The sequence below is a fragment of the Chromobacterium sp. Beijing genome, from assembly GCF_021496765.1.
GTDB lineage: Bacteria > Pseudomonadota > Gammaproteobacteria > Burkholderiales > Chromobacteriaceae > Chromobacterium.
Genome location: NZ_CP053750.1, coordinates 4,762,258 through 4,781,089, shown reverse-complemented (window position 1 = coordinate 4,781,089; position 18,832 = coordinate 4,762,258). Strand labels below are relative to the sequence as shown.

At 65.3% G+C, this 18,832-nt stretch carries 17 protein-coding genes; 6 read left to right on the top strand and 11 right to left on the bottom strand.

All coding sequences use genetic code 11. The features are described from left to right. Positions 1 to 6: 6 nt before the first annotated feature. From HQN78_RS22330 to HQN78_RS22315, 4 genes are all read right to left on the bottom strand, one after another. Complete coding sequence (locus tag HQN78_RS22330; protein ID WP_227105066.1) at positions 7 to 1,884, bottom strand: methyl-accepting chemotaxis protein; 1,878 nt, start codon at positions 1,882 to 1,884, stop codon at positions 7 to 9. Between the two features lie 398 nt (positions 1,885 to 2,282). Next, positions 2,283 to 3,911, bottom strand: coding sequence for a 3-(methylthio)propionyl-CoA ligase (locus tag HQN78_RS22325; RefSeq protein ID WP_107800662.1), 1,629 nt, complete (start codon positions 3,909 to 3,911; stop codon positions 2,283 to 2,285). Between the two features lie 204 nt (positions 3,912 to 4,115). After that, positions 4,116 to 4,640, bottom strand: a complete 525-nt coding sequence (locus tag HQN78_RS22320) for a response regulator transcription factor (RefSeq protein WP_107800663.1) — start codon at positions 4,638 to 4,640, stop codon at positions 4,116 to 4,118. Next, positions 4,640 to 5,917: an ATP-binding protein gene (locus HQN78_RS22315; RefSeq protein ID WP_227105070.1), complete on the bottom strand. Its 1,278-nt coding sequence runs from the start codon at positions 5,915 to 5,917 to the stop codon at positions 4,640 to 4,642. Before HQN78_RS22315 ends, HQN78_RS22320 begins: the two co-directional genes overlap by 1 nt. 120 nt (positions 5,918 to 6,037) lie before the next feature. Between HQN78_RS22315 and HQN78_RS22310 the strand changes: the two genes are divergently transcribed. Both HQN78_RS22310 and HQN78_RS22305 read left to right on the top strand, forming a co-directional pair. Next, positions 6,038 to 8,014 (top strand): TonB-dependent copper receptor, encoded by a 1,977-nt coding sequence (locus HQN78_RS22310; RefSeq protein WP_235086341.1) that lies wholly within the window; start codon positions 6,038 to 6,040, stop codon positions 8,012 to 8,014. 196 nt (positions 8,015 to 8,210) lie between these two features. Next, positions 8,211 to 8,639 carry a hypothetical protein gene (locus tag HQN78_RS22305; protein ID WP_146176715.1) on the top strand — a complete coding sequence of 143 codons (429 nt, stop codon included), beginning with the start codon at positions 8,211 to 8,213 and terminating at the stop codon, positions 8,637 to 8,639. A 250-nt stretch (positions 8,640 to 8,889) separates the two neighbouring features. On the opposite strand, the gene HQN78_RS22300 is transcribed toward HQN78_RS22305, so the two are convergent. Together HQN78_RS22300 and HQN78_RS22295 are read right to left on the bottom strand one after the other, a co-directional pair. Continuing rightward, positions 8,890 to 10,242 carry an ATP-binding protein gene (locus HQN78_RS22300; protein WP_235086338.1) on the bottom strand — a complete coding sequence of 451 codons (1,353 nt, stop codon included), beginning with the start codon at positions 10,240 to 10,242 and terminating at the stop codon, positions 8,890 to 8,892. Then, positions 10,239 to 10,901: a response regulator gene (locus HQN78_RS22295; RefSeq protein WP_235086335.1), complete on the bottom strand. Its 663-nt coding sequence runs from the start codon at positions 10,899 to 10,901 to the stop codon at positions 10,239 to 10,241. Before HQN78_RS22295 ends, HQN78_RS22300 begins: the two co-directional genes overlap by 4 nt. Before the next feature lie 219 nt (positions 10,902 to 11,120). Between HQN78_RS22295 and HQN78_RS22290 the strand changes: the two genes are divergently transcribed. Further along, positions 11,121 to 11,951 (top strand): UDP-2,3-diacylglucosamine diphosphatase, encoded by an 831-nt coding sequence (locus tag HQN78_RS22290; RefSeq protein WP_107800669.1) that lies wholly within the window; start codon positions 11,121 to 11,123, stop codon positions 11,949 to 11,951. Beyond that, a complete protein-coding gene (locus tag HQN78_RS22285; protein ID WP_107800670.1) occupies positions 11,939 to 12,979 on the top strand; it encodes a glycosyltransferase family 1 protein in 1,041 nt (346 codons plus the stop codon). The genes HQN78_RS22290 and HQN78_RS22285 overlap by 13 nt, the downstream gene beginning before the upstream one ends. Before the next feature lie 508 nt (positions 12,980 to 13,487). On the opposite strand, the gene HQN78_RS22280 is transcribed toward HQN78_RS22285, so the two are convergent. Then, a complete protein-coding gene (locus HQN78_RS22280; protein WP_158274344.1) occupies positions 13,488 to 13,661 on the bottom strand; it encodes a hypothetical protein in 174 nt (57 codons plus the stop codon). A gap of 44 nt (positions 13,662 to 13,705) precedes the next feature. Between HQN78_RS22280 and HQN78_RS22275 the strand changes: the two genes are divergently transcribed. Then, positions 13,706 to 14,488 carry a ferredoxin--NADP reductase gene (locus HQN78_RS22275; RefSeq protein WP_019104206.1) on the top strand — a complete coding sequence of 261 codons (783 nt, stop codon included), beginning with the start codon at positions 13,706 to 13,708 and terminating at the stop codon, positions 14,486 to 14,488. A gap of 109 nt (positions 14,489 to 14,597) precedes the next feature. Here HQN78_RS22275 and HQN78_RS22270 read toward each other — a convergent pair whose 3' ends face one another. The 4 genes from HQN78_RS22270 to xth form a co-directional block, all read right to left on the bottom strand. Next, complete coding sequence (locus HQN78_RS22270) at positions 14,598 to 15,725, bottom strand: alanine--glyoxylate aminotransferase family protein (protein WP_227105079.1); 1,128 nt, start codon at positions 15,723 to 15,725, stop codon at positions 14,598 to 14,600. A 218-nt stretch (positions 15,726 to 15,943) separates the two neighbouring features. Continuing rightward, entirely contained in the window at positions 15,944 to 16,477 is a 534-nt protein-coding gene (locus tag HQN78_RS22265) for an acid-shock protein (RefSeq protein ID WP_107800672.1), read from the bottom strand. 157 nt (positions 16,478 to 16,634) lie between these two features. Further along, positions 16,635 to 17,342, bottom strand: a complete 708-nt coding sequence (gene rquA, locus HQN78_RS22260; protein WP_107800673.1) for a rhodoquinone biosynthesis methyltransferase RquA — start codon at positions 17,340 to 17,342, stop codon at positions 16,635 to 16,637. A gap of 112 nt (positions 17,343 to 17,454) precedes the next feature. Further along, entirely contained in the window at positions 17,455 to 18,228 is a 774-nt protein-coding gene (xth, locus tag HQN78_RS22255) for an exodeoxyribonuclease III (protein ID WP_107801970.1), read from the bottom strand. Between the two features lie 220 nt (positions 18,229 to 18,448). Here xth and HQN78_RS22250 point away from each other — a divergent pair, with 220 nt between their 5' ends. After that, positions 18,449 to 18,625 (top strand): hypothetical protein, encoded by a 177-nt coding sequence (locus HQN78_RS22250; protein ID WP_158274345.1) that lies wholly within the window; start codon positions 18,449 to 18,451, stop codon positions 18,623 to 18,625. Positions 18,626 to 18,832 lie beyond the last annotated feature (207 nt).

Sequence of the window (18,832 nt, the reverse complement as noted above, 5' to 3'; positions counted from 1 at the left end):
GCCGTTTTACAAACGGAATTTGTCGAACTCGGCGTTCATCTTGCCGGCATTGAGCGACAAGCCGGTTAGCGTGCTGCTGACGTTCTGCAAGGAGTCGTCGTTTTCCAGCACATGGCCGTTGATCGCCTCCGAGCTTTGCGCAATCAAGGTGGTCGCCTTGTGCTGCTCGCTGGTGGAATCCGAAATCTCGTTCATCTTGGCCACCACGTCCAACATGGACGCGCGGATTTCCTCGATCTTGGCCACCGCTTCGCGGGTCAGCTCCACGCCCTCGTCCACCGCGGCCACGGTCTGATTGACGTCGTTGACCGCGCGGCCGGTTTCGTCGCGGATGGCGCTGACCATATTGGAGATTTCCAGCGTGGCCTGGGCGGTGCGCTCGGCCAGCTTGCGCACCTCGTCCGCCACCACCGCGAAACCGCGGCCCTGTTCGCCGGCGCGCGCGGCCTCGATCGCCGCGTTCAAGGCCAGCAGATTGGTCTGGTCGGCGATGTCGCGGATCACATTGGTGATGCCGGAAATTTCCTGAGAGCGCTTGTCCAGCGAGGACAACATGGTTTCCAGGCCGCGCACCGACTGCACCGTGCCCTCCATGCCGCTGGACAGCCTTTGCATATTGCTGGCGCTGGCCTCCAGGCTGGCGCCGGTCAGGCTGGTCAGCTCGTCGGCCTGGCGCGCGCTGTCGGCGATGTGGGAGATGGACACCGTGATCTGCTCCAGCGTGGCCGCGTTGGACGAGGACACATCGGAAATATGGCGCGAGCTGTCCGCCACGCCGGCCACCAGCTGGCTGGCGTCCTGCACCCCGTTGACCACGCCGGCGGCGTCCTGCTTCAGGCCGCGGAACAGCTGGGCCAATTGGGCGACGAAGGTGTTGAAGGCGCGCGCGGTGGCGGCGATTTCATCCTGGCCGTCGTCCTTCAGCCGCAAGGTCAGATCGCCCTCGCCGTGGGAAATGTCCTCCATCGCATTCTTCAGCCGCACCAGGCCGGCCAGCATGCGGCCTATCACCAGACTCGCCAGCGGGATCATCAGCACGAACACCAGCGCGGTCAGGCCGGCGATGGTGTACAGCAGCGTGGTCAGCGGCGCCAGCACGGTGGCGCGGTCCGCCGCCAAGGCCATCACCCAGTTGGTGCCGGGGATTTCCTGCGCCGACAACAGCATGGCCTGGCCGCCGATCTGCACTTCCGACGCCTGGTCGTGGCTGACGATGTCCGCCAGCCGTTCCGGCGTCAGTTCCGGCGCCACGCTGGTGATGGGCTTCAGCGCCAGATCGGTTTGCGGATGGGCGATCACCGTGCCCTTCTTGTCCATGATGAAGGCGTAGCCGTTGCCGCGCACTTTCAGGCCCAGCACCGATTTCACCAGCGTGTCCACCATCACGTCGCCGCCCACCACGCCGGCGAAAGCGCCGTTGTGGTTGAAGGGCGCGGAAATGGTCACCGTCAGTTTCTTGGTGGCTTCGTCCAGATAGGGGTCGGTCACCACCGCCTGGCCGCTGTCCTTGGCGCGCTTGTACCAATCGCGGTCGGCCACCTTGTAGTCGGCCGGCGCCGTCCAATCATCGGAAAACAGCGAGCGGCCGTCGGCGTAGCCGGCGTAGTTGACGTTGAAACCGCCGGCCTTGGCGCCGGTCTTGAGGAATCGGAGGGCGTCGGGCTCGGACGCCATCGTACTCTGCGCGACAATCTGCTGTTTCTTCTCGCCCAGCCAGGTGGTCACCACCGCGCTTTGTCCCATCAGGCTGGCCTCGAACTCCTGGTCCAGGCCCTGCAATATTTCCGTGCGCATCTGCACGAAGACGATGACCACCAGCACCAAACCAAACAGCGCCATCAATAGCGCGTTCAGGGCGATCAGCCGGCTACGGAGCGATTTCATAACAGTCCTTTTTCTCGCGTGATTGACAACCATGGTTTTGATGCCCCGCCTTGCCGCGCGACACTCCCCTTACCGTTGGCAGCCAATTGTTATTGTTGGTTTATCTTCGGCCAGTTTAACGGATGTAACCCGTTTTAAATATCAAATATGGGTACAGTTGTGACAGATTATGATTTTGTTTGATCAAACACAGGAGCAAGGGAAGACGCGCGCCGGACGGCGGGCAAAAAAAACCCCCTGCGGTTTGACAACGGCAGGGGCCAACACGAGGAAGAAACGTCGTCCGGCGGGCCGGCCGACATTTCGAGGGGCTAACACCTCAAAACCATACGGTTTTCAGTGCAGCCGCCACTGTAGCGTAATTACTCTATTCAGTCCAGTCCATTCCGCGACCGACGTCAGGAACGCCAGCGAAAATCGCGGAACTGCTCGCGCAGCCGCACCTTCTGCAATTTGCCGGTGGCGGTGTGCGGCAGCTCCTCGACGAAGGCCACATCGTCCGGCGTCCACCATTTGGCGATCTTGCCTTCGTAAAAGCCCAGCAGCTCTTCCGCCGTGGCGCTGGCGCCGGGCTTGAGCACCACCACCATCAGCGGCCGCTCGTCCCATTTGGGATGCGGAATGCCGATGGCCGCCGCCTCCGCCACCGCCGGGTGGCCCACCAGGATGTTTTCCAGCTCGATGGAGCTGATCCACTCGCCGCCGGATTTGATCACGTCCTTGGTGCGGTCGGTGATGCGCATGAAGCCGTCGGCGTCTATGGTCACCACGTCGCCGGTGTTGAACCAGCCGTCGGCGCTGTGGCTGGCGTCCAGTTCGCGGCGGAAGTATTGCGACAACACCCACAGGCCGCGCACCTGCAAGTTGCCGAAGGCCACGCCGTCGTGCGGCAGCGGCTTGCCGGCGTCGTCCACGATGCGGAGTTCGACGCCGTAGATCGGCCGCCCCTGCTTGGACAGCAGCGCGTGCAGCCGGGACGGCTCCAGGCCCTCGTGCTTGAGCTTGGGCGTGCCGGTGGTGCCGCAGGGCGACAGCTCGGTCATGCCCCAGAGCTGGCGCATTTCCACGCCGTGCTCGGCCAGTTGTTCGATCATGCTTTCCGGTACCGCCGATCCGCCGGCGATCACCCGCTTCAGGGAATGCAGCTTCAGATGGTTCTTCTGGCAATGCTGCAACAGCATCATCCACACCGTCGGCACCCCGGCGGTGACGGTCACCTGCTCGCTCTCGATCAGCTCGTACAGATTGACGCCGTCCAGCTTGGGTCCGGGCAGCACCAGCTTGCTGCCGTTCATGGTGCAGCTGTAGGGCAGGCCCCAGGCGTTGACGTGGAACATCGGCACCACCGGCATCACGCAGGCGCGGGCCGAGATGTCGAAACTGTCCGGCAAGGCGCTGCCGTAGGCGTGCAGCACGGTGGAGCGATGTGAGAACAGCACGCCCTTGGGGTTGCCGGTGGTGCCGGAGGTGTAGCACAGGCTGGACGCGGCGTTTTCGTCCAGCAACGGCCACTGGTACTGGTCGCTGTGGCTGTTGACCAGGTCTTCGTAGCACAAGAGATTGGACAGCGGCGTCTGCGCCGGCATATGCGCCTTGTCCGTCATCAGCACGAAGGCTTCCACCGTGTCCAGTTGCGGCGCGATCTGCTCCACCAGCGGCAGGAAGCTCAGGTCGAACATCAGCACCCGGTCTTCCGCGTGCTGGACGATCCAGGCGATCTGTTCGGCGAACAGCCGCGGGTTCACCGTGTGGCACACCGCGCCGTAGCCGGACACGGCGAAGTAGGTCTCGTAATGGCGGTAGCCGTTCCAGGCCAGGGTGCCGACGCAGTCGCCCTGGCGCACGCCCAGCGCCGCCAGCGCATTGGCCAGTTGGCGCGCGCGCCGCGCCGCCTCGCGGTAGGTGTAGCGATGGATGGGCCCCTCCACGGTGCGCGACACGATGGGCGTGTCGCCATGGTAGGTTTCGGCGTGGCGCAGCAAGTCGGAAATCAGCAAAGGCCGGTCCATCATCTGTCCGCGAAGCATGGTAGTCCCCTCCATTGGCATGGTTATGGACATTCACCATACGGCGGCTAGAGTGGACGCTCCAATCAATTTTTCTGATGGCGCGGCCAAGCCGGATTTATACCCCCGTCATGACCCGGTAATTGAAGAACAAAGACCGCTACAATCCGCATCCAGCCCATTGGCGCCGGGCCGCCGTGCTGTAGCAATGCAACAGGCCTGGCTTCAACTCTTCACCGGCTTCTTCGCCAGCATTCGCTGCAAAGTGCGCCTGTGCATGTTCAAGGCGCGGGCGGTGGCGGAGATGTTGCCGTCGTTTTCGCTGAGCACCCGTTGCAGATGCTCCCAGGTCACCCGCCGCAGCGACATCGGCTGCGGCGTCAGCGGCAGCTCGGGATTGGCCTGCTGCTGTTCGAAAGCGGCCAGGATTTCGTCCACCGTCGCCGGCTTGGCCAGATACTGCACCGCGCCCAGCTTGGTGGCCTCCACCGCGGTGGCGATGCTGGCGTAGCCGGTCAGAATCAAAATGGCGCTGCGCGGGCAGGCGGCGAGCAAGGCCGGCAGCAGGCGCAGCCCGCTGTCGCCGTCCAGGTTCAAATCCAGCACGATGCGCGCCGGCGCGTCGCCGGCCAGTTCCAAGGCCTGCGCGGCGGTTTGGGCCGCCGCCACTTCAAAACCGCGCCGGCTCAGGGAGCGCGCCAGAATGGCGACGAAGGCCTCGTCGTCGTCCACCAAGAGAAAATCCAGCATCAGGCTCCTTCCTTATCGTCCGCCAGCAAGGGCAGGCGCACCTGCGCGTGCACGCCGCCCTCCGGCCGGTTCAGCAAACGCAGCGAACCGCCCAGCCGCGCCAGCGTCGCATGGCTCAGCATCACGCCCAGGCCCATGCCCACCGGCTTGTCGGACGGCAGCGGGGTCAGGCCGGCGCGCTCCAGCTGCTGCTCGGTCAAACAGCCCTGATGGTTGACGATGTCCAGCAGCAAGGCTCCCTGCTCCAGCCGCGCCGCCACCGTCAGTTCGCCGCCGCCGGCTTCGGCCGCGTTGTTGATCAGATTGAAAAACGCCGGCCAGAACGCCGGGTCCAGCGTCGCCAGCGGGTCCGGCCCGCGCGGCGTCTGCCAGTCCAGCCTCACGTCCGGCCGCAGCGAGCGCCAGCCGGCCAGGCGCTCGGCCAAGGCCGCGAACAGCGCGGTCTCCCCCGGCGCGGACTCCGAACCCAGCTTCAAGCGCGCCAGCGCGCTGCCGCAATTGGCCAGCTGCGCCTTCATCAGCAGCAAGTCTTCCATCAGCTCGGCGTCCCGCTGCCGCGTGGCCAGCAACTCGTCCACCAGCAGCGTCATGGTGTTCAAGGGCGTGGACAACGAGTGGGCGGCGCCGGCCGCCTGCATGCCCACCGCCAGCAATTGCTCGTCGCGCAGCTGAGTTTCCCGCGCCGTCGCCAGCGCCGCCTCGCGCAGGGCCAGCTGCCGCGCCAGCCAGGACACGAAGCCGGCGATCAACAGCGCCGACAGCGCGAAGCTCAACCACATCCCGGTCAGATGCATGGAGAAGATGTGCAGCGCGTTGCCGTGGTCCACCGGCCAGCTCAGATGCCACTCGAACAGCAGGCCGTAGGCGGCGACGCTGGCCAGCGCCAGCGCCCAGGCGAACAGGCCCGGCGACAACAGCGCGGCGAACAGCACCGGCGGCAAAAACAGCGAAGCCAGCGGATTGGCCGCGCCGCCGGTGAAGGCCAGCAACTCGGTCAGCACCAGCACATCGGCGGACAAGCCCAAACGCAAGGCCAGCAAGGGGTCGCCGCCGCGGCGCAACCACCACGGCAGGCAGACGTTGACCGCGGCCAGCGTCAGCAGCGCCTGGGACAGCAAAGGCCAGGGCAGGTAGACGTGCTGCCACCAGCAGACCAAGGCCACGGTGGAGCCCAGCAGCAGCATCAGCCAGCGCAGCCAGCCTATCAGCCGCGCCGAGCGCGCGATGTCAGCGGTCAGGCCCAGGCGGGGGGAGGAAACGGGGAATCCGGCAATCATGGCCGACACTTTATCACCATGCGCCGAACAGGGGCGCTGCGACACTTTGCCGCATTGGGCCGCCGCACCTCGCAACTTAGAATTGTCACCTCTAAATTTGTTAACGTTAGTTTCTAAAAAATGACTAAAAAACCGTATTTGCTGCCGATTCCCCTGGCGCTCGCCGTCGGCCACGCCTTTGCTCAGGAACTGCCGGAATTCCGCGGCGAGGAAGTGCTGGTCACCGCCACCAAGGCGGAACAGCCGCTGAAAATGTCGGTGGACCCGCGCGCGCCGCGCCAGCCGCTGCCGTCCGCCGACGGCGCCGGCCTGCTCAAGGGCCTGCCCGGCTTCAACGTGATCCGCAAAGGCGGCGCCTCCGGCGACCCGCTGCTGCGCGGCCTGGGCGGCTCCCGCCTGGCCATCCTCGCCGACGGCAACTTCGTGTTCGGCGGCTGCGGCGGCCGCATGGACCCGCCCACCGCCTATCTCTATCCGGACGCCTATGACGAGGTGAACGTGGTCAAGGGCCCGCAAAGCGTCAAGCTCGGGCCCGGCCTGATCAGCGGCGGCGTCAACTTCGAACGCAAGACCAAGCGCTTCGACGAGGCCGGCGTGCGCTTCAACGGCAGCCTGACCGGCGGCAACGCCGACCGCAACGACGCCTACGCCGACGCCGCCTTCGGCTCCAGCCTGGGCTATGTGCGCGCCATCGCCAGCCGCAATCACGGCGGCGACTACAAGGACGGCAACGGCGCCAAGGTCCACTCCAGCTTCGACCGCGACAGCCAGACCCTGATCGCCGGACTGACCCCGGACCGGGACACCACGCTGGAACTGGCTCTGGACCGCAGTCGCGGCCAGGCCGCCTACGCGGACCGAGGCATGGACGGCAGCAAGTTCGACCGCGACGCCTGGAGCTTCAAGGCCGAGCGCCGCAATCTCAGCGGCTGGCTGGACGCCGTGCGCCTGCAACTGGGCCATAGCGAAGTGGACCACGTGATGGACAACTACTCGCTGCGCCCGCAGACCGCGCCGGCGGACCGCGCGGCGATGAATCCCGACCGCAGCGCCGACACCGGCCGCCTGGCCGCCGACATGGCCTTCGGCGACTGGGAAGTCAGCGCCGGCTTCGACTGGCTGCGCGACCGCCACCGCAGCCGCATGGGCAAAGGCCCCAACGTCGGCCAATACGTGGATCAGCCGCGCACGCCCAATCAGAGCTTCGACAACCACGGCGTCTACGCCGAAGCCAGCCACCCGCTGGGCGCGGGCGGCAAACTGATTGCCGGACTGCGCCGCGACCAGACCCAGGCGGTGTTCGAGGCCAAGGCCGCCGCCATGGGCAAGCCGGCCCAAGCGCGCCAGGAAACCCAGTACCAGCTCAACGCCGGCTTCCTGCGTTACGAACACACGGCGGGCAGTTGGACCCGCTACGTCGGCCTGGGCCAAGCCGAACGCGCGCCTGACTTCTGGGAGCGCAACAAGAGCTCGACGCTGAACAGCGAAACCAACCGCCAACTGGACGCCGGCCTGCTCTACCGCGACGACAAGCTACAAGGCTCGCTGTCCGCCTACGCCAGCCGCGTGCAGAACTTCATTCTGGTGGAAGGCGACGCCGGCGCCATCGGCGGCAAGGCCCGCAATATCGACGCGCGCCGCTACGGCTTCGAAGGCGACCTCAGCTGGCGCTTCGCGCCGGAATGGACGCTGTCCGGCAGCCTGGCCTGGGTCTGGGCCGCCAATCTCGATGAAAACCGTCCGCTGGGCCAGACCCCGCCACTGGACGCCAAGGCGGCGCTGAAATGGGACAACGGCAAATACGCGACCGGCCTGACCGTGCGCGGCGTGCAGCGCCAGGACCGCGTGGCGCCCGGCCAGGGCAATATCGTCGGCACCGACATCGGCGCGACCCCGGGCTTCGGCGTGGTGTCGCTGGACGGCGGCATGAAGCTGAACAAGCACGCCAAGCTCTTGTTCGGCGTCGACAACCTGTTCAACAAGGCCTACGCCGAAAGCGTCAGCAAGGGCGGCGCGATGGTGGCCGGCTACGACCGCACCCTGCAGGTCAACGAGCCGGGCCGCACAGTGTGGGGCCGCGTGCAACTTCAGTTCTGAGAACGTGTTTACAATCTTGCGAGCGAAGGCGGGACAAGGCGAAAACCGCTGAGAAAGCGGGGTGTACACACGGTATATGAGCATTTCGACGTTGTGCTCGCCGCGCCACGTCTCACGACGCGCAGCAGATCGTAAACAGGCTCTGAGCGCGCGGCCTCTCGCCGCCATGCCTCCAGTCTGCTAGGCTGGAGGCCTTTTGCCACCGCCCAAACCTCACCGCCGGATGAAAACGCCCTATCTGAAAATACTCGCCTGCGGCCTGACCCTGTTCATCCTGCTGGGTCCGCTGGTGGCCTTGCTGGCCAGCGGCGTGGTGCCGATGATGGCTTATTTGATGGGCGCGATTCCGGCGCTGGGCTTCGGCCTGCTGCTCTGCCTGCTGCGCATGCTGCTGGCCCGGCCCATCGCCGGCTGGCAGCAAGGCTGGCCGCGCTGGCTGCTGGCCCTGGTCGCCTTCCTGCCCGGCGCCTTCAGCGGCAGCGTGGTCACCTTCGTCTACGCCCGGCTGGCCGAGCCGCTGCTGTACAACGACCTGATGAACCTCTATCTGGGCGCGATGGCCGGCGGCGTCTGCAACGCGCTGTTCTGGCTGATGCGCTTCGGCGCGCCTAAACGCCCGAGCTAGACAAAAAGAAAGCCCGCCGAAACCGGCGGGCCGCAACCAAATGTAGAACGCTGGCTGCGTCAGGGCCAGCGTCGCCAGCATAGCCGGATTCCCCCTCTGCTCCCATGCGGCGAATTGCCGCATGCTCCAAGCCTCGCCTGCAAGACGAAAACGGCTGAGAAAGCGGAATGCACGAATGCCGCATGAGCGTTTCGAATGCTGCGCTCGTCGCGCCACGTCTCACGAAGCGCAGCGGACTTTGCACCGCTTCTCAGCGCCGCCGCAAGCCGGCCTCCAGCCCGCCGCCGTCTCGCTTGGCCAGAATCAGGCGCAGGCCGTGCAGCTCCGCCACCCGCTCGACGATGGACAAGCCCAGCCCGCTGCCGACCACGTCCTGGCCCGGCGGCCGGAAGAAGCGCTCGCGTATCCGTTCCAGCCATTCCGCCGCCACGCCCGGACCGCGGTCCAGCACGCTGACCGAGTCCTCGGTCAGCACCAGCCGCGCCTCGCCGCCCTCGGCGCCGTAGCGGACGGCGTTTTCCAGCAGATTGCGCAGCATCAGGCCCACCAGGGTTTCGTCTCCGTTCAAGGGCAAGACCCGTTCCGGCACGCAGCGCCATTCGGTTTCCAGCCTCACCCCCTTGAGCGCCGCCTCGGCCGCCATCTCCGCCAGCACGCGCTCGGTCAAGGCCGCCCAGGCGATGGGCTCGCCCTGGCGCGGCGCGTTCAAGGGGTCCAGGCGCGACAGGGCCAGCAACTGCTCCACCAAGCGCGTGGCGCGGTCTATGCCCAACATCAATTGCCGCATGGCGTGCCGGCGGCGGCCCTCGTCCGGCAGCAGCTCCAGCACCTCGGCCTGCACCTTCAGCGCCGCCAGCGGCGTGCGCAGCTCGTGCGCGGCGTCGGCGGTGAAGCGGCGCTCGTGTTCCAGCGTGGCCGCGATGCGGGCGAACAAGGCGTTCAGCGCGTCCACCAGCGGCAGCACCTCCCGCGGCACCTCCCGCGACACCGGCTCGCTGTCGTCCGGCGCGCGCTGGGCGATGCCGGCGGCCAGACGCTTGAGCGGCCCCAGCTCGCGGCGCACCGCCAGCAGGATCAGCAGCAGCATCACCGGCAGGCCCACCAGCCACGGCAGCAGCTGGGCGGACACCACCTTCAACACCATCTCATGGCGCAAGCCCTGTTTCTGTCCCACCGCCACCAGCCGCGAACCGTCCGGCGCGGCCAGATAGATCAGCCGCCAGTTGTGATCGCTGTCCTTGCCGCGGTAATCGTAGAAGCCGCGCCGCTCCGGCTCGAAGTCGAAGCGACGGCCGCGGCCGTCGCTAAGCAAGAGATTGCCGCGACGGTCCCAGACCGCCAGGCCGAAATCGTCGTTTTCCAGCTGCCCCTTGTCGGCGTGCTTGAGCAGGTGCTTGAGCTTGGGCAGCTCGATCAGCGAATTCTCGCTGACCTCCACCAGCAACAGCTGGCGGGCGAACTGCCCCATCTGGGTATCGAACAGCTCGTCCACCTCCTCGTGCGCCAGCCAGGCCGCGGTGGCGGAAGCCACCAGCCAGATGGCCGGCACGATCAGCAACAGCAGCAGCAATAGCCGCGCCTGCAGGCTGCGCGGTCCCCTCATGCCGGATCTCCCAGGGTGTAGCCCACGCCGCGCAGGGTGCGGATGAAGGCGCTGCCCAGCTTCTTGCGCAAATGGTGCACATGCACCTCCACCGCATTGCTTTCCAGCTCCTGGCCCCAGCCGTAGAGTTTGTCCTCGATCAGCTCGCGCGGCAGCACCCGCCCCTTGTGGCTGAGCAGCAACTCAAGCAGCGCCAGTTCGCGCGCGGTCAGCTCCAGCGGCGCGCCGTCCAGCGTGGCCGCGCGCGCCACCGGATCCAGACAAAGGCGGCCGTGCCGCCATTCCGGGTGGCTCTGGCCGTGTCGACGCCTATGCAGCGCGCGCAGCCGCGCCGCCACCTCGCTCAGCGCGAACGGTTTGACCAGATAATCGTCGGCGCCGGCGTCCAAGCCGCCGACGCGGTCCGCCAGCGCGTCGCGCGCGGTCAACACCAGCACCGGCACGTCCTGGCCGCCGCGCCGCCAGGCGGACAGAATGTCCATGCCGTCCATGCCCGGCAGCCCCAGGTCCAGCACCACCGCGTCATAGGGCGCGGCGCTCAGCGCCGCCAGCCCCTGCTTGCCGTCGCGAAACCAGTCCGCGACAAAGCCCAGCTGCTCCAGGCCGATTTTCAACCCGTCGCCGATCTGAGTGTCGTCCTCCACCACCAAAACCCGCATATCCGTCTCCCCGTCGCCGGGCGTTCAAGGTCCCGGCAGCCTAGCGCGCTCTCGCCGCCGTCACAAGCGCCGCCGCAATGCCCGATTGCAACAGACCGCGCTTAAGACAATCTTAAAGGCCCCGCTCAAGAAATTTCATCGCGTCGTCACCAAAATCTCACGCGACTGTCACCTGCCGCTGTCAGCATCGCCAGCAGTCCACAGGCCGACGGAGCCGCCATGCAGCCAGACCCCGCCCCCGACAGCGCCCGACAACTGCGCGCGATCTGGATTTCCGACGTCCACCTCGGCACCTCCGGCTGCCGCGCCGACCACCTGTTGGACTTCCTGCGCTGCCACGAATCCGAATACCTGTACCTGGTCGGCGACATCGTCGACGGCTGGCAACTGAAAAAATCCTGGTACTGGAAGCAGAGCCACAACGACGTGGTGCAAAAAGTGCTGCGCAAGGCGCGCAAAGGCACCAAGGTGATCTACGTGCCCGGCAACCACGACGAGGCGGCGCGCCAGTACGCCGGGCTGGACTTCGGCGGCATCGCCATCCGTCAGGAGGCCGAGCACCGCACCGCCGACGGCAAGCGGCTGCTGATCCTGCACGGCGACGAGTTCGACGGCGTGATCCAGTACGCCAAATGGCTGGCCTACGTCGGCGACACCCTCTACACCCTGATCCTGGAACTGAACCGCGGCTTCAACTGGGCGCGGCTGAAACTGGGCCTGCCGTACTGGTCGCTGTCGCAGTACCTGAAACACAAGGTCAAAAACGCGGTCAACTTCATCAGCAATTTCGAAACCATTCTCGCCGGCGAAGCGCGCCGGCGCGGCTACGACGGCGTGATCTGCGGCCACATCCACAAGGCCGAGGTGCGCGACATCGACGGCATTCTCTACGGCAACAGCGGCGACTGGGTGGAAAGCCTGTCCGCGCTGGTGGAACACGCCGACGGCCGGCTGGAAGTGCTGTACTGGACCCAAATGGGACAGCCGGCCGCCGCCTTGCAAGCCCAAACGGCACAAGCCGACCACAAGGAGACGACATGCGCATCCTGATTGTCACCGACGCCTGGCTGCCCCAGGTCAACGGCGTGGTCCGTTCGCTGACCGAAACCGCGCGCGAACTGGCCGGCTTCGGACACCAGGTGGAAATGATCACCCCGCAGGCCTTCCGCACCCTGCCCTGCCCCACCTACCCCGACATCCGCCTGTCGCTGTTTCCCTACCGCAAAGTGGCCGACCGCATCGCCGCCTTCGCGCCGGACGCCATCCACATCGCCACCGAGGGGCCGCTGGGCCTGGCCGCGCGCCGTTATTGCCTGCGCCACGGCCTGGCTTTCTCCACCGCCTATCACACCCGCTTTCCGGAATACGTGCACGCCCGCTGCCGGCTGCCGCTGGCGCTCAGCTACGCCTGGATGCGCCGCTTCCACAACGCCGCCCATTGCGTGATGGTGCCCACCCAGTCCATCGCCGACGATCTGAGCGCCCGCGGCTTTCACAACGTCAAGCTGTGGAGCCGCGGCGTGGACACCGCGCTGTTCAGCCCCGGCCCGCGCGAGCGGCTGGACGGCACCGCGCCGCCGCGCTTCGTCTACATCGGCCGGGTGGCGGTGGAAAAGAACATCGAAGCCTTTCTCAAGCTGGAGCTGCCGGGCAGCAAATGGGTGGTGGGCGACGGCCCGCAGCTGGCGCGGCTGAAGCAGCACTATCAGGACGTCCACTTCGCCGGCATCTTTCCCCAGCACGAGCTGGCGCGCTTCTACCGCGCCGCCGACGTCTTCGTGTTTCCCAGCCTGACCGACACCTTCGGCCTGGTGCTGCTGGAGGCGATGGCCTGCGGCACGCCGGTGGCCGCCTACCCGGTGGCCGGGCCGCTGGACGTGGTGGGCGACAGCGGCGCCGGCGTGCTGGACGCCGACCTGCGCGCCGCCTGCCTGAAGGCGCTGGAACTGGACCGCGGCCATGTGCGCGCCGTCGCCGAGCGCTACTCCTGGCAGGCCGCCAGCCGCCAGTTCGAACAACATCTGCGGCCCGCTCGGCTGGCGCTGGACGCGCCGCTGGCCGACCCTAAGGCCAGTTGAGGCCGCCGCCCGCCGGCTTGCATTGGGAACGGCAGCGTCTATAGTGGAATGGTCAACACGACAGGGAGGGTTCCGAATGCTTTCATGGCAGTATGCCGGCGGCCATCCAGTTTTCCACGCGTTGAGCATTGGCCAATAAACACGGCCAGCCAAATCGGCACAGTCCGCAACGCCAAGCCAGCCTCCAAGACGGAGCGCATGCAACACCGGCCAGGCCGGTCCGCCAAATCCAGAGTCAATAAACTTGTGATTACCGTTTGTCGATTTGCCCATTAAGAAAGAAGCGGTTGGTCTTTCTGTGATGTCCATCAAGGACACGGTGCGCGGCAAGCTGCCATGATGGCGGCGCCGCCACGACACGGCATCGTCGTAGCGCTGTCTTGTACAGCCCGCTCTTTGGTAACGGCCTTGCGGTAAAGCGGTGGTCGTGCGGTTCTGCAAGGGTAAAGCGCATAGTCTTTCTCTGTAAGTTGTCCGAGAGGGCGTCCCGCCACGGTGACGCCCTCTTTCATTGCGTCGCGGACAAATAACGCGCAGCGATAAACACATCAGAAAACAATCGTTCGGCGGCGACGGCAATGTCGGTTAACATGCTGTTCCAATTGAATTTAACGTCGATATCGCCGGCCTTGCCCAGTAAGAACAAGCGGCGAAGCGACAAACCGGTTAAAATCGGCCCCATACTTTTCGAGCTTCTACTTCATAAATTAGCGAGCAGCAAACCTTATGTCCTCTCCCAACCTGACCTCCGAAAAGGTCCTGTCCGTCCATCACTGGAACGACACCCTGTTCAGCTTCACCTGCACCCGCGACGCCGGCCTGCGCTTCATCAACGGCCAGTTCGTGATGATAGGTCTGGAAGTCAACGGCAAGCCGCTGATGCGCGCCTACTCCATCGTCAGCTCCAACTACGAAGAACACATGGAGTTCTACAGCATCAAGGTGCAGGACGGTCCGCTGACCTCCCGCCTGCAGCACCTGAAGGTGGGCGACACCGTGATGATCAGCAAGAAGCCCACCGGCACCCTGGTACAGGACAATCTGCTGCCCGGCAAAAACCTCTACCTGCTGTCCACCGGCACCGGCCTCGCCCCCTTCATGTCCATCATCAAAGACCCGGACGTGTACGAGCGCTACGACAAAGTGATCCTGACCCATGGCGTGCGCTGGGTCAGCGAGCTGGGCTACCACGACTACATCACCAAAGAACTGCCGGAAAACGAATTCTTCGGCGAGATGGTGCGCGAGAAACTGATCTACTACCCGACCGTGACCCGCGAGCCCTTCCGCAATCAGGGCCGGCTGACCGATCTGATCACCAGCGGCAAGCTGTGCGCCGACATCGGCCTGCCGCAAATGAACCCGGAACACGACCGCGCGCTGATCTGCGGCAGCCCGTCCATGCTGCACGATCTGTGCGAGATCCTGAACGGCATGGGTTTCAAGGAATCCCCGCGCATGGGCGAACCGGCCGACTACGCGATCGAACGCGCCTTCGTCGAAAAATAAGCCGATCCGCCTCCCGCGGCAGCAAAAACGCCATCCTTCGCGGATGGCGTTTTTCATCTCCCGGCGGCGCGGCGCGCGCTGACGCGCGCCCGCCGGACACAGGCCGCGCTTACTTCAACACGCTCTCCAGCGCCTTCAGGCACAGCGCCACGTTCTCGCGGCGCGCGCCGTAGCCCATCAGGCCGATGCGCCAGGCCTTGCCGGCCAGATCGCCCAGGCCGCCGCCTATCTCCAGGTTGTACTCCTGCAACAGACGATTGCGCGTGGCCGCGTCGTCTATGCCCTCGGGAATATAAACCGCGTTCAGCTGCGGCAAGCGCGCCGCGGCGTCCACCACGAACCTCAGCCCCAGCTTCTCCAGGCCGTCGCGCAGGATCAGATGCATGTCGCGGTGGCGCCGCCAAGCCGCTTCCAGGCCCTCGCCGGCCAGCTGGCGCAGCGATTCGTGCAGCGCGTACAAGGCGTTCACCGGCGCGGTGTGATGGTAGCTGCGCTTGCCGCCGCCCCAGTAGGCCATCACCAGGGTCTGGTCCAGGAACCAGCTGGGCACCGGGCTTTGCCGCGCCTGCAGCTTGTCCACCGCCGCCGGCGAAAAAGACAAGGGCGACAAGCCGGGCACGCAGGACAGACACTTCTGGCTGCCGGAATACACCGCGTCCACGCCCCATTCGTCCACGCGCAGCTCCACCCCGCCCAGCGAGGTCACCGCGTCGACGATGCTCAGGCAGCCGTGGCGCTTGGCCAGCGCGCACAGCGTCTTGGCGTCGGACAGCGCGCCGGTGGAAGTCTCGGCGTGAACGAAGGCCAGGAAGCGCGCGTCCGGATTGGCTTTCAAGGCGCTCTCCACCGCGTCCGGATCCACCGGCTGGCCCCAGGGGCTGTCCACCAGCACCGGCACCGCGCCCAGCCGCACCACGTTCTGGCGCATGCGCTCGCCGAACACGCCGTTGCGGCAGACGATGACCTTCTCGCCCGGCTCCACCAGGTTGACGAAGCAGGCCTCCATGCCGGCCGAACCCGGCGCCGACAGCGCCACCGTCATCGGGTTTGCGGTCTGGAACGCGTATTGCAGCAGGCTTTTCACCTCGTCCATCATGCCGACGAACAGCGGGTCCAGATGGCCGACGGTGGGGCGGGCCTGGGCGGCCAGCACTTCCGGATAAACGTCGGACGGGCCCGGCCCCATCAGAATGCGGCGCGGCGGCAGGAAGGCGGAAACTTGCGGGGCGGCTAGCATGGAAGCTCCTTAAGCGCGAAATCAATGAACGAAAGCGGTTTCAAGCCGGGGGCATGCGGCCGGCATCGAAGCGTTTGAGTGTAACAGCATAAGGCCGCCGGGCGCGCCTGTCCTGCCGGCGGTCCCGTTCAAAAAGAAAAAGGAGGCCGCGGCCTCCTTTGAGTCTTGGCCTCCCTGAGGGGCCTGTTTTTTTTAGCGAGCCAGACGCGAGGTCCGGTTTATTTGGCAGCCGATGCAGCGGCCTTCTTGGCCTTGCCGGCGTGCTTCTTGTGTTGAGCGGCCTTTTTCTCTACTTTCTTGGCCGGAGCGGAGGCCTCGGCCTTGGCGGCCTGGGCTTTCTGCGCCGGAGCGGAAGCGGCTTTTTTAGCGTGCTTTGCGTGCGGCTTTTTAGCGGCGTGCTTCTTGGCCGGAGCGGAAGCTTCAGCCTTGGCGGCCTGGGCTTTCTGGGCGGCGGCGGAAGCGGCCTTCTTCGCATGCTTGGCGTGCGGCTTCTTGGCGGCGTGCTTGGCCTTGGCCGGAGCGGACGCTTCGGCCTTGGCGGCCTGGGCTTTTTGCGCCGGAGCGGAAGCGGCTACCTTTTCGCCTTTCTTGGCGTGGTGGATCTTGGCCGGGTGCTTTTCAGCTTTCTTGGCGGCCGGAGCCATTTTGGCTGCCGGAGCGGAAGCGGCCGGCTTGGCGGTTTCGGCGGCGAAACCAGCGGCGGAGCTCAGGCCGAAAGCGGCGGTCAGGGCAAGCAGAGTCAGTTTGTTCATGATGCATCTCCAGTTTCAGGCTTGGGAGCCTTGGGCTCCCGTTCACCGATCACATCGCGCCGGATTCGGCGCTTCCTTGAGACGTATCCTAGCCCTGCCCCCGTCCCGGGTCTGTTAGTCGCTTGTAAGCCCGTGTAACGTCAAGTACGGCGCGCCCTCAAGGCTTCCTCTTCGCCGTCGTCACCTGGTACACCCCGCCGAACAGGGTGCGCTTGCTCCAGTCGAAGCCGTCCGCCTCTTGCGCGTAGTCGCGAATCTCATGGTTCCACAAGGCCTCGGCGAACGGCTCCAGCACGCGGTTCACCCATTTGAGCAGCCAACCTATCGGCTGCCACGGCTTGGGCCTATGGTAGTCGACGAAGACCGCGCGGCCGCCGGGCGGCACCTGGGACAGCATATTGTCGACGATGGCGCGCTTCAGATGATCCGGCACCTCATGCAGCAGGAAGAAACTGCAGATCAAGTTGAAATCGTCGGACTCCAGCCGGTGATTGCCGGCGTTGGCGCGCACCACCGCGGCTTGGGGGCGATCGCGCAGCTTGCGCTCGGCGTGCTCTATCTGCACCGGCGTGATGTCGGTGAGCACGAAGCGCCCGTCCCCGCCCACCCGGTCCGCCGCGCGCTGCACCAGGTCGCCGTAGACATGGGCCACCTGCCACACCTTGTCGCCGGGGCGGATCTGCTCCAGATAGGCGCGCATCAGCCTTTGATCGTTGAAGAACAACAAGACGCGCACCACCAGGTTGCGATCCAGCCAGCCGGCCTTGCGCGGGTTGACGTAAGCCCAGTCGTACACCTGGGTCATGTATTCCGGCACGCCCTCGTAATACGGGTCTACCGGCAGTTTGGGGTGGTTTTGGGTCATCGCGCAGCCATCTGAAAGCAAGAAAGCTCCAGACTAGCAAAACCGGCCGGCGATATTTTTGAGGCAAGCCAAGAAAGCTGGCGGATAGGCCGGCCGCGGCCGGCCTTTAGGCTCAATCGGCCAGGGTCAGCACCACCGGAGTGTGGTCGGACGGACGCTCCCATTTGCGCGGCGCCTTGTCGATCACACATTCCAGCGCGCGCGGCTTCAAGGCGTCGCTGACCAGGATGTGGTCGATGCGCACGCCCTTGTTGCGACGGAACATCATCGCGCGGTAATCCCACCAGCTGTACTGCTTCTCCTCCTGATTGAACAGGCGGAAGCTGTCGCTCAGGCCCAGCGCGATCAAGCGGCGGAAGGATTCGCGTTCCGGCGTGCTGCACAACACTTGTTCGTGCCAGCTTTCCGGGTCGTACACATCACGGTCTTCCGGCGCGATATTGTAATCGCCCAACAGCAGCAACTGCGGGTGGCGTTGCAGCTCCGCTGCGACATAGCGCTCCAGATTGGCCAGCCACTCCAGCTTGTACGGATACTTGGGCGAATCCACCGCCTCGCCGTTGACGAAATAGCCGCAGATCACGCGGATGCCGTTCACCGTGGCGGCGATCACCCGGCGCTGCTCGTCGCCGTAATCGGGGATGCCGAGCACCACGTCTTCCAGCTCCAGCGGCGCGCGCACCAGAATGGCCACGCCGTTATAGGTTTTCTGGCCGAACCAGGCCGCGCGGTAGCCGGCCGCTTCGATCTCGGCCAAGGGAAACACGTCCTGATCCATTTTCAGCTCTTGCAGACAGAGCACGTCCACCGGGCTGTCCGACAGCCATTGGATCACCTGCGGCAGGCGGACCTTGAGGGAATTGACGTTCCAGGTGGCAAAACGCATCGGCGGGCTCTCCAAATGTTTTTCATGCAAAGGCCGACACCATAACCGCAGCGCGCGGCACTGCCAAGCTTTGGGCGGCGACAGTCGATGGCGTCGATTATTTGATGCTTGATTAAACAAAAGTGTTTAAACAAATAAACAACAGCCGGACGACGGGAATTTGCCAAGGCCCGGAACCCCGGCCTATGATCGAAAGCGTCGTCGTAACCGGAGCAAGTTCTTGACTATCAAGCACAAGCAGCACGACGCGCAACAGGCATTATGCCCGACGCGCAACCCCAACCGCCCTCGTCTGGCGCCGTTGACCCCGCCGTTCTCGATGCGGACCCCTACCTTCCAGCACCGCCACACCCTGCAGCCGCTGACGCCGCCCGCCAAACCAGAGCGGGACGACTGAATCTTTTTAGCCGCGCGATCCGCGGCAAAAAAAAGGCGCCTCCGTCTACACGGAGGCGCGCAATAGACACTATATCAATCTACCCTGATATGCGTCTGGCTCGCTTGCTGCTCTGGAGATAACCCACTGAGCAAAAAATTAGAGCCGCGGCGCTTCACAAGAGTTCCGACAAAGCCCGGAATATTTTTCCCTCAGCATAAAACGGCC

Bases quoted from the DNA above. Each gene is read 5' to 3' on its own strand.
- HQN78_RS22295 (WP_235086335.1), bottom strand. From the start codon at position 10,901: ATGCGGGTTTTGGTGGTGGAGGACGACACTCAGATCGGCGACGGGTTG.
- xth (WP_107801970.1), bottom strand. From the start codon at position 18,228: ATGCGTTTTGCCACCTGGAACGTCAATTCCCTCAAGGTCCGCCTGCCG.
- HQN78_RS22325 (WP_107800662.1), bottom strand. From the start codon at position 3,911: ATGCTTCGCGGACAGATGATGGACCGGCCTTTGCTGATTTCCGACTTG.
- HQN78_RS22275 (WP_019104206.1), top strand. From the start codon at position 13,706: ATGTCCTCTCCCAACCTGACCTCCGAAAAGGTCCTGTCCGTCCATCAC.
- HQN78_RS22265 (WP_107800672.1), bottom strand. From the start codon at position 16,477: ATGAACAAACTGACTCTGCTTGCCCTGACCGCCGCTTTCGGCCTGAGC.
- rquA (WP_107800673.1), bottom strand. From the start codon at position 17,342: ATGACCCAAAACCACCCCAAACTGCCGGTAGACCCGTATTACGAGGGC.
- HQN78_RS22310 (WP_235086341.1), top strand. From the start codon at position 6,038: ATGACTAAAAAACCGTATTTGCTGCCGATTCCCCTGGCGCTCGCCGTC.
- HQN78_RS22280 (WP_158274344.1), bottom strand. From the start codon at position 13,661: ATGGGGCCGATTTTAACCGGTTTGTCGCTTCGCCGCTTGTTCTTACTG.
- HQN78_RS22315 (WP_227105070.1), bottom strand. From the start codon at position 5,917: ATGATTGCCGGATTCCCCGTTTCCTCCCCCCGCCTGGGCCTGACCGCT.
- HQN78_RS22330 (WP_227105066.1), bottom strand. From the start codon at position 1,884: ATGAAATCGCTCCGTAGCCGGCTGATCGCCCTGAACGCGCTATTGATG.
- HQN78_RS22290 (WP_107800669.1), top strand. From the start codon at position 11,121: ATGCAGCCAGACCCCGCCCCCGACAGCGCCCGACAACTGCGCGCGATC.
- HQN78_RS22320 (WP_107800663.1), bottom strand. From the start codon at position 4,640: ATGCTGGATTTTCTCTTGGTGGACGACGACGAGGCCTTCGTCGCCATT.
- HQN78_RS22270 (WP_227105079.1), bottom strand. From the start codon at position 15,725: ATGCTAGCCGCCCCGCAAGTTTCCGCCTTCCTGCCGCCGCGCCGCATT.
- HQN78_RS22285 (WP_107800670.1), top strand. From the start codon at position 11,939: ATGCGCATCCTGATTGTCACCGACGCCTGGCTGCCCCAGGTCAACGGC.
- HQN78_RS22300 (WP_235086338.1), bottom strand. From the start codon at position 10,242: ATGAGGGGACCGCGCAGCCTGCAGGCGCGGCTATTGCTGCTGCTGTTG.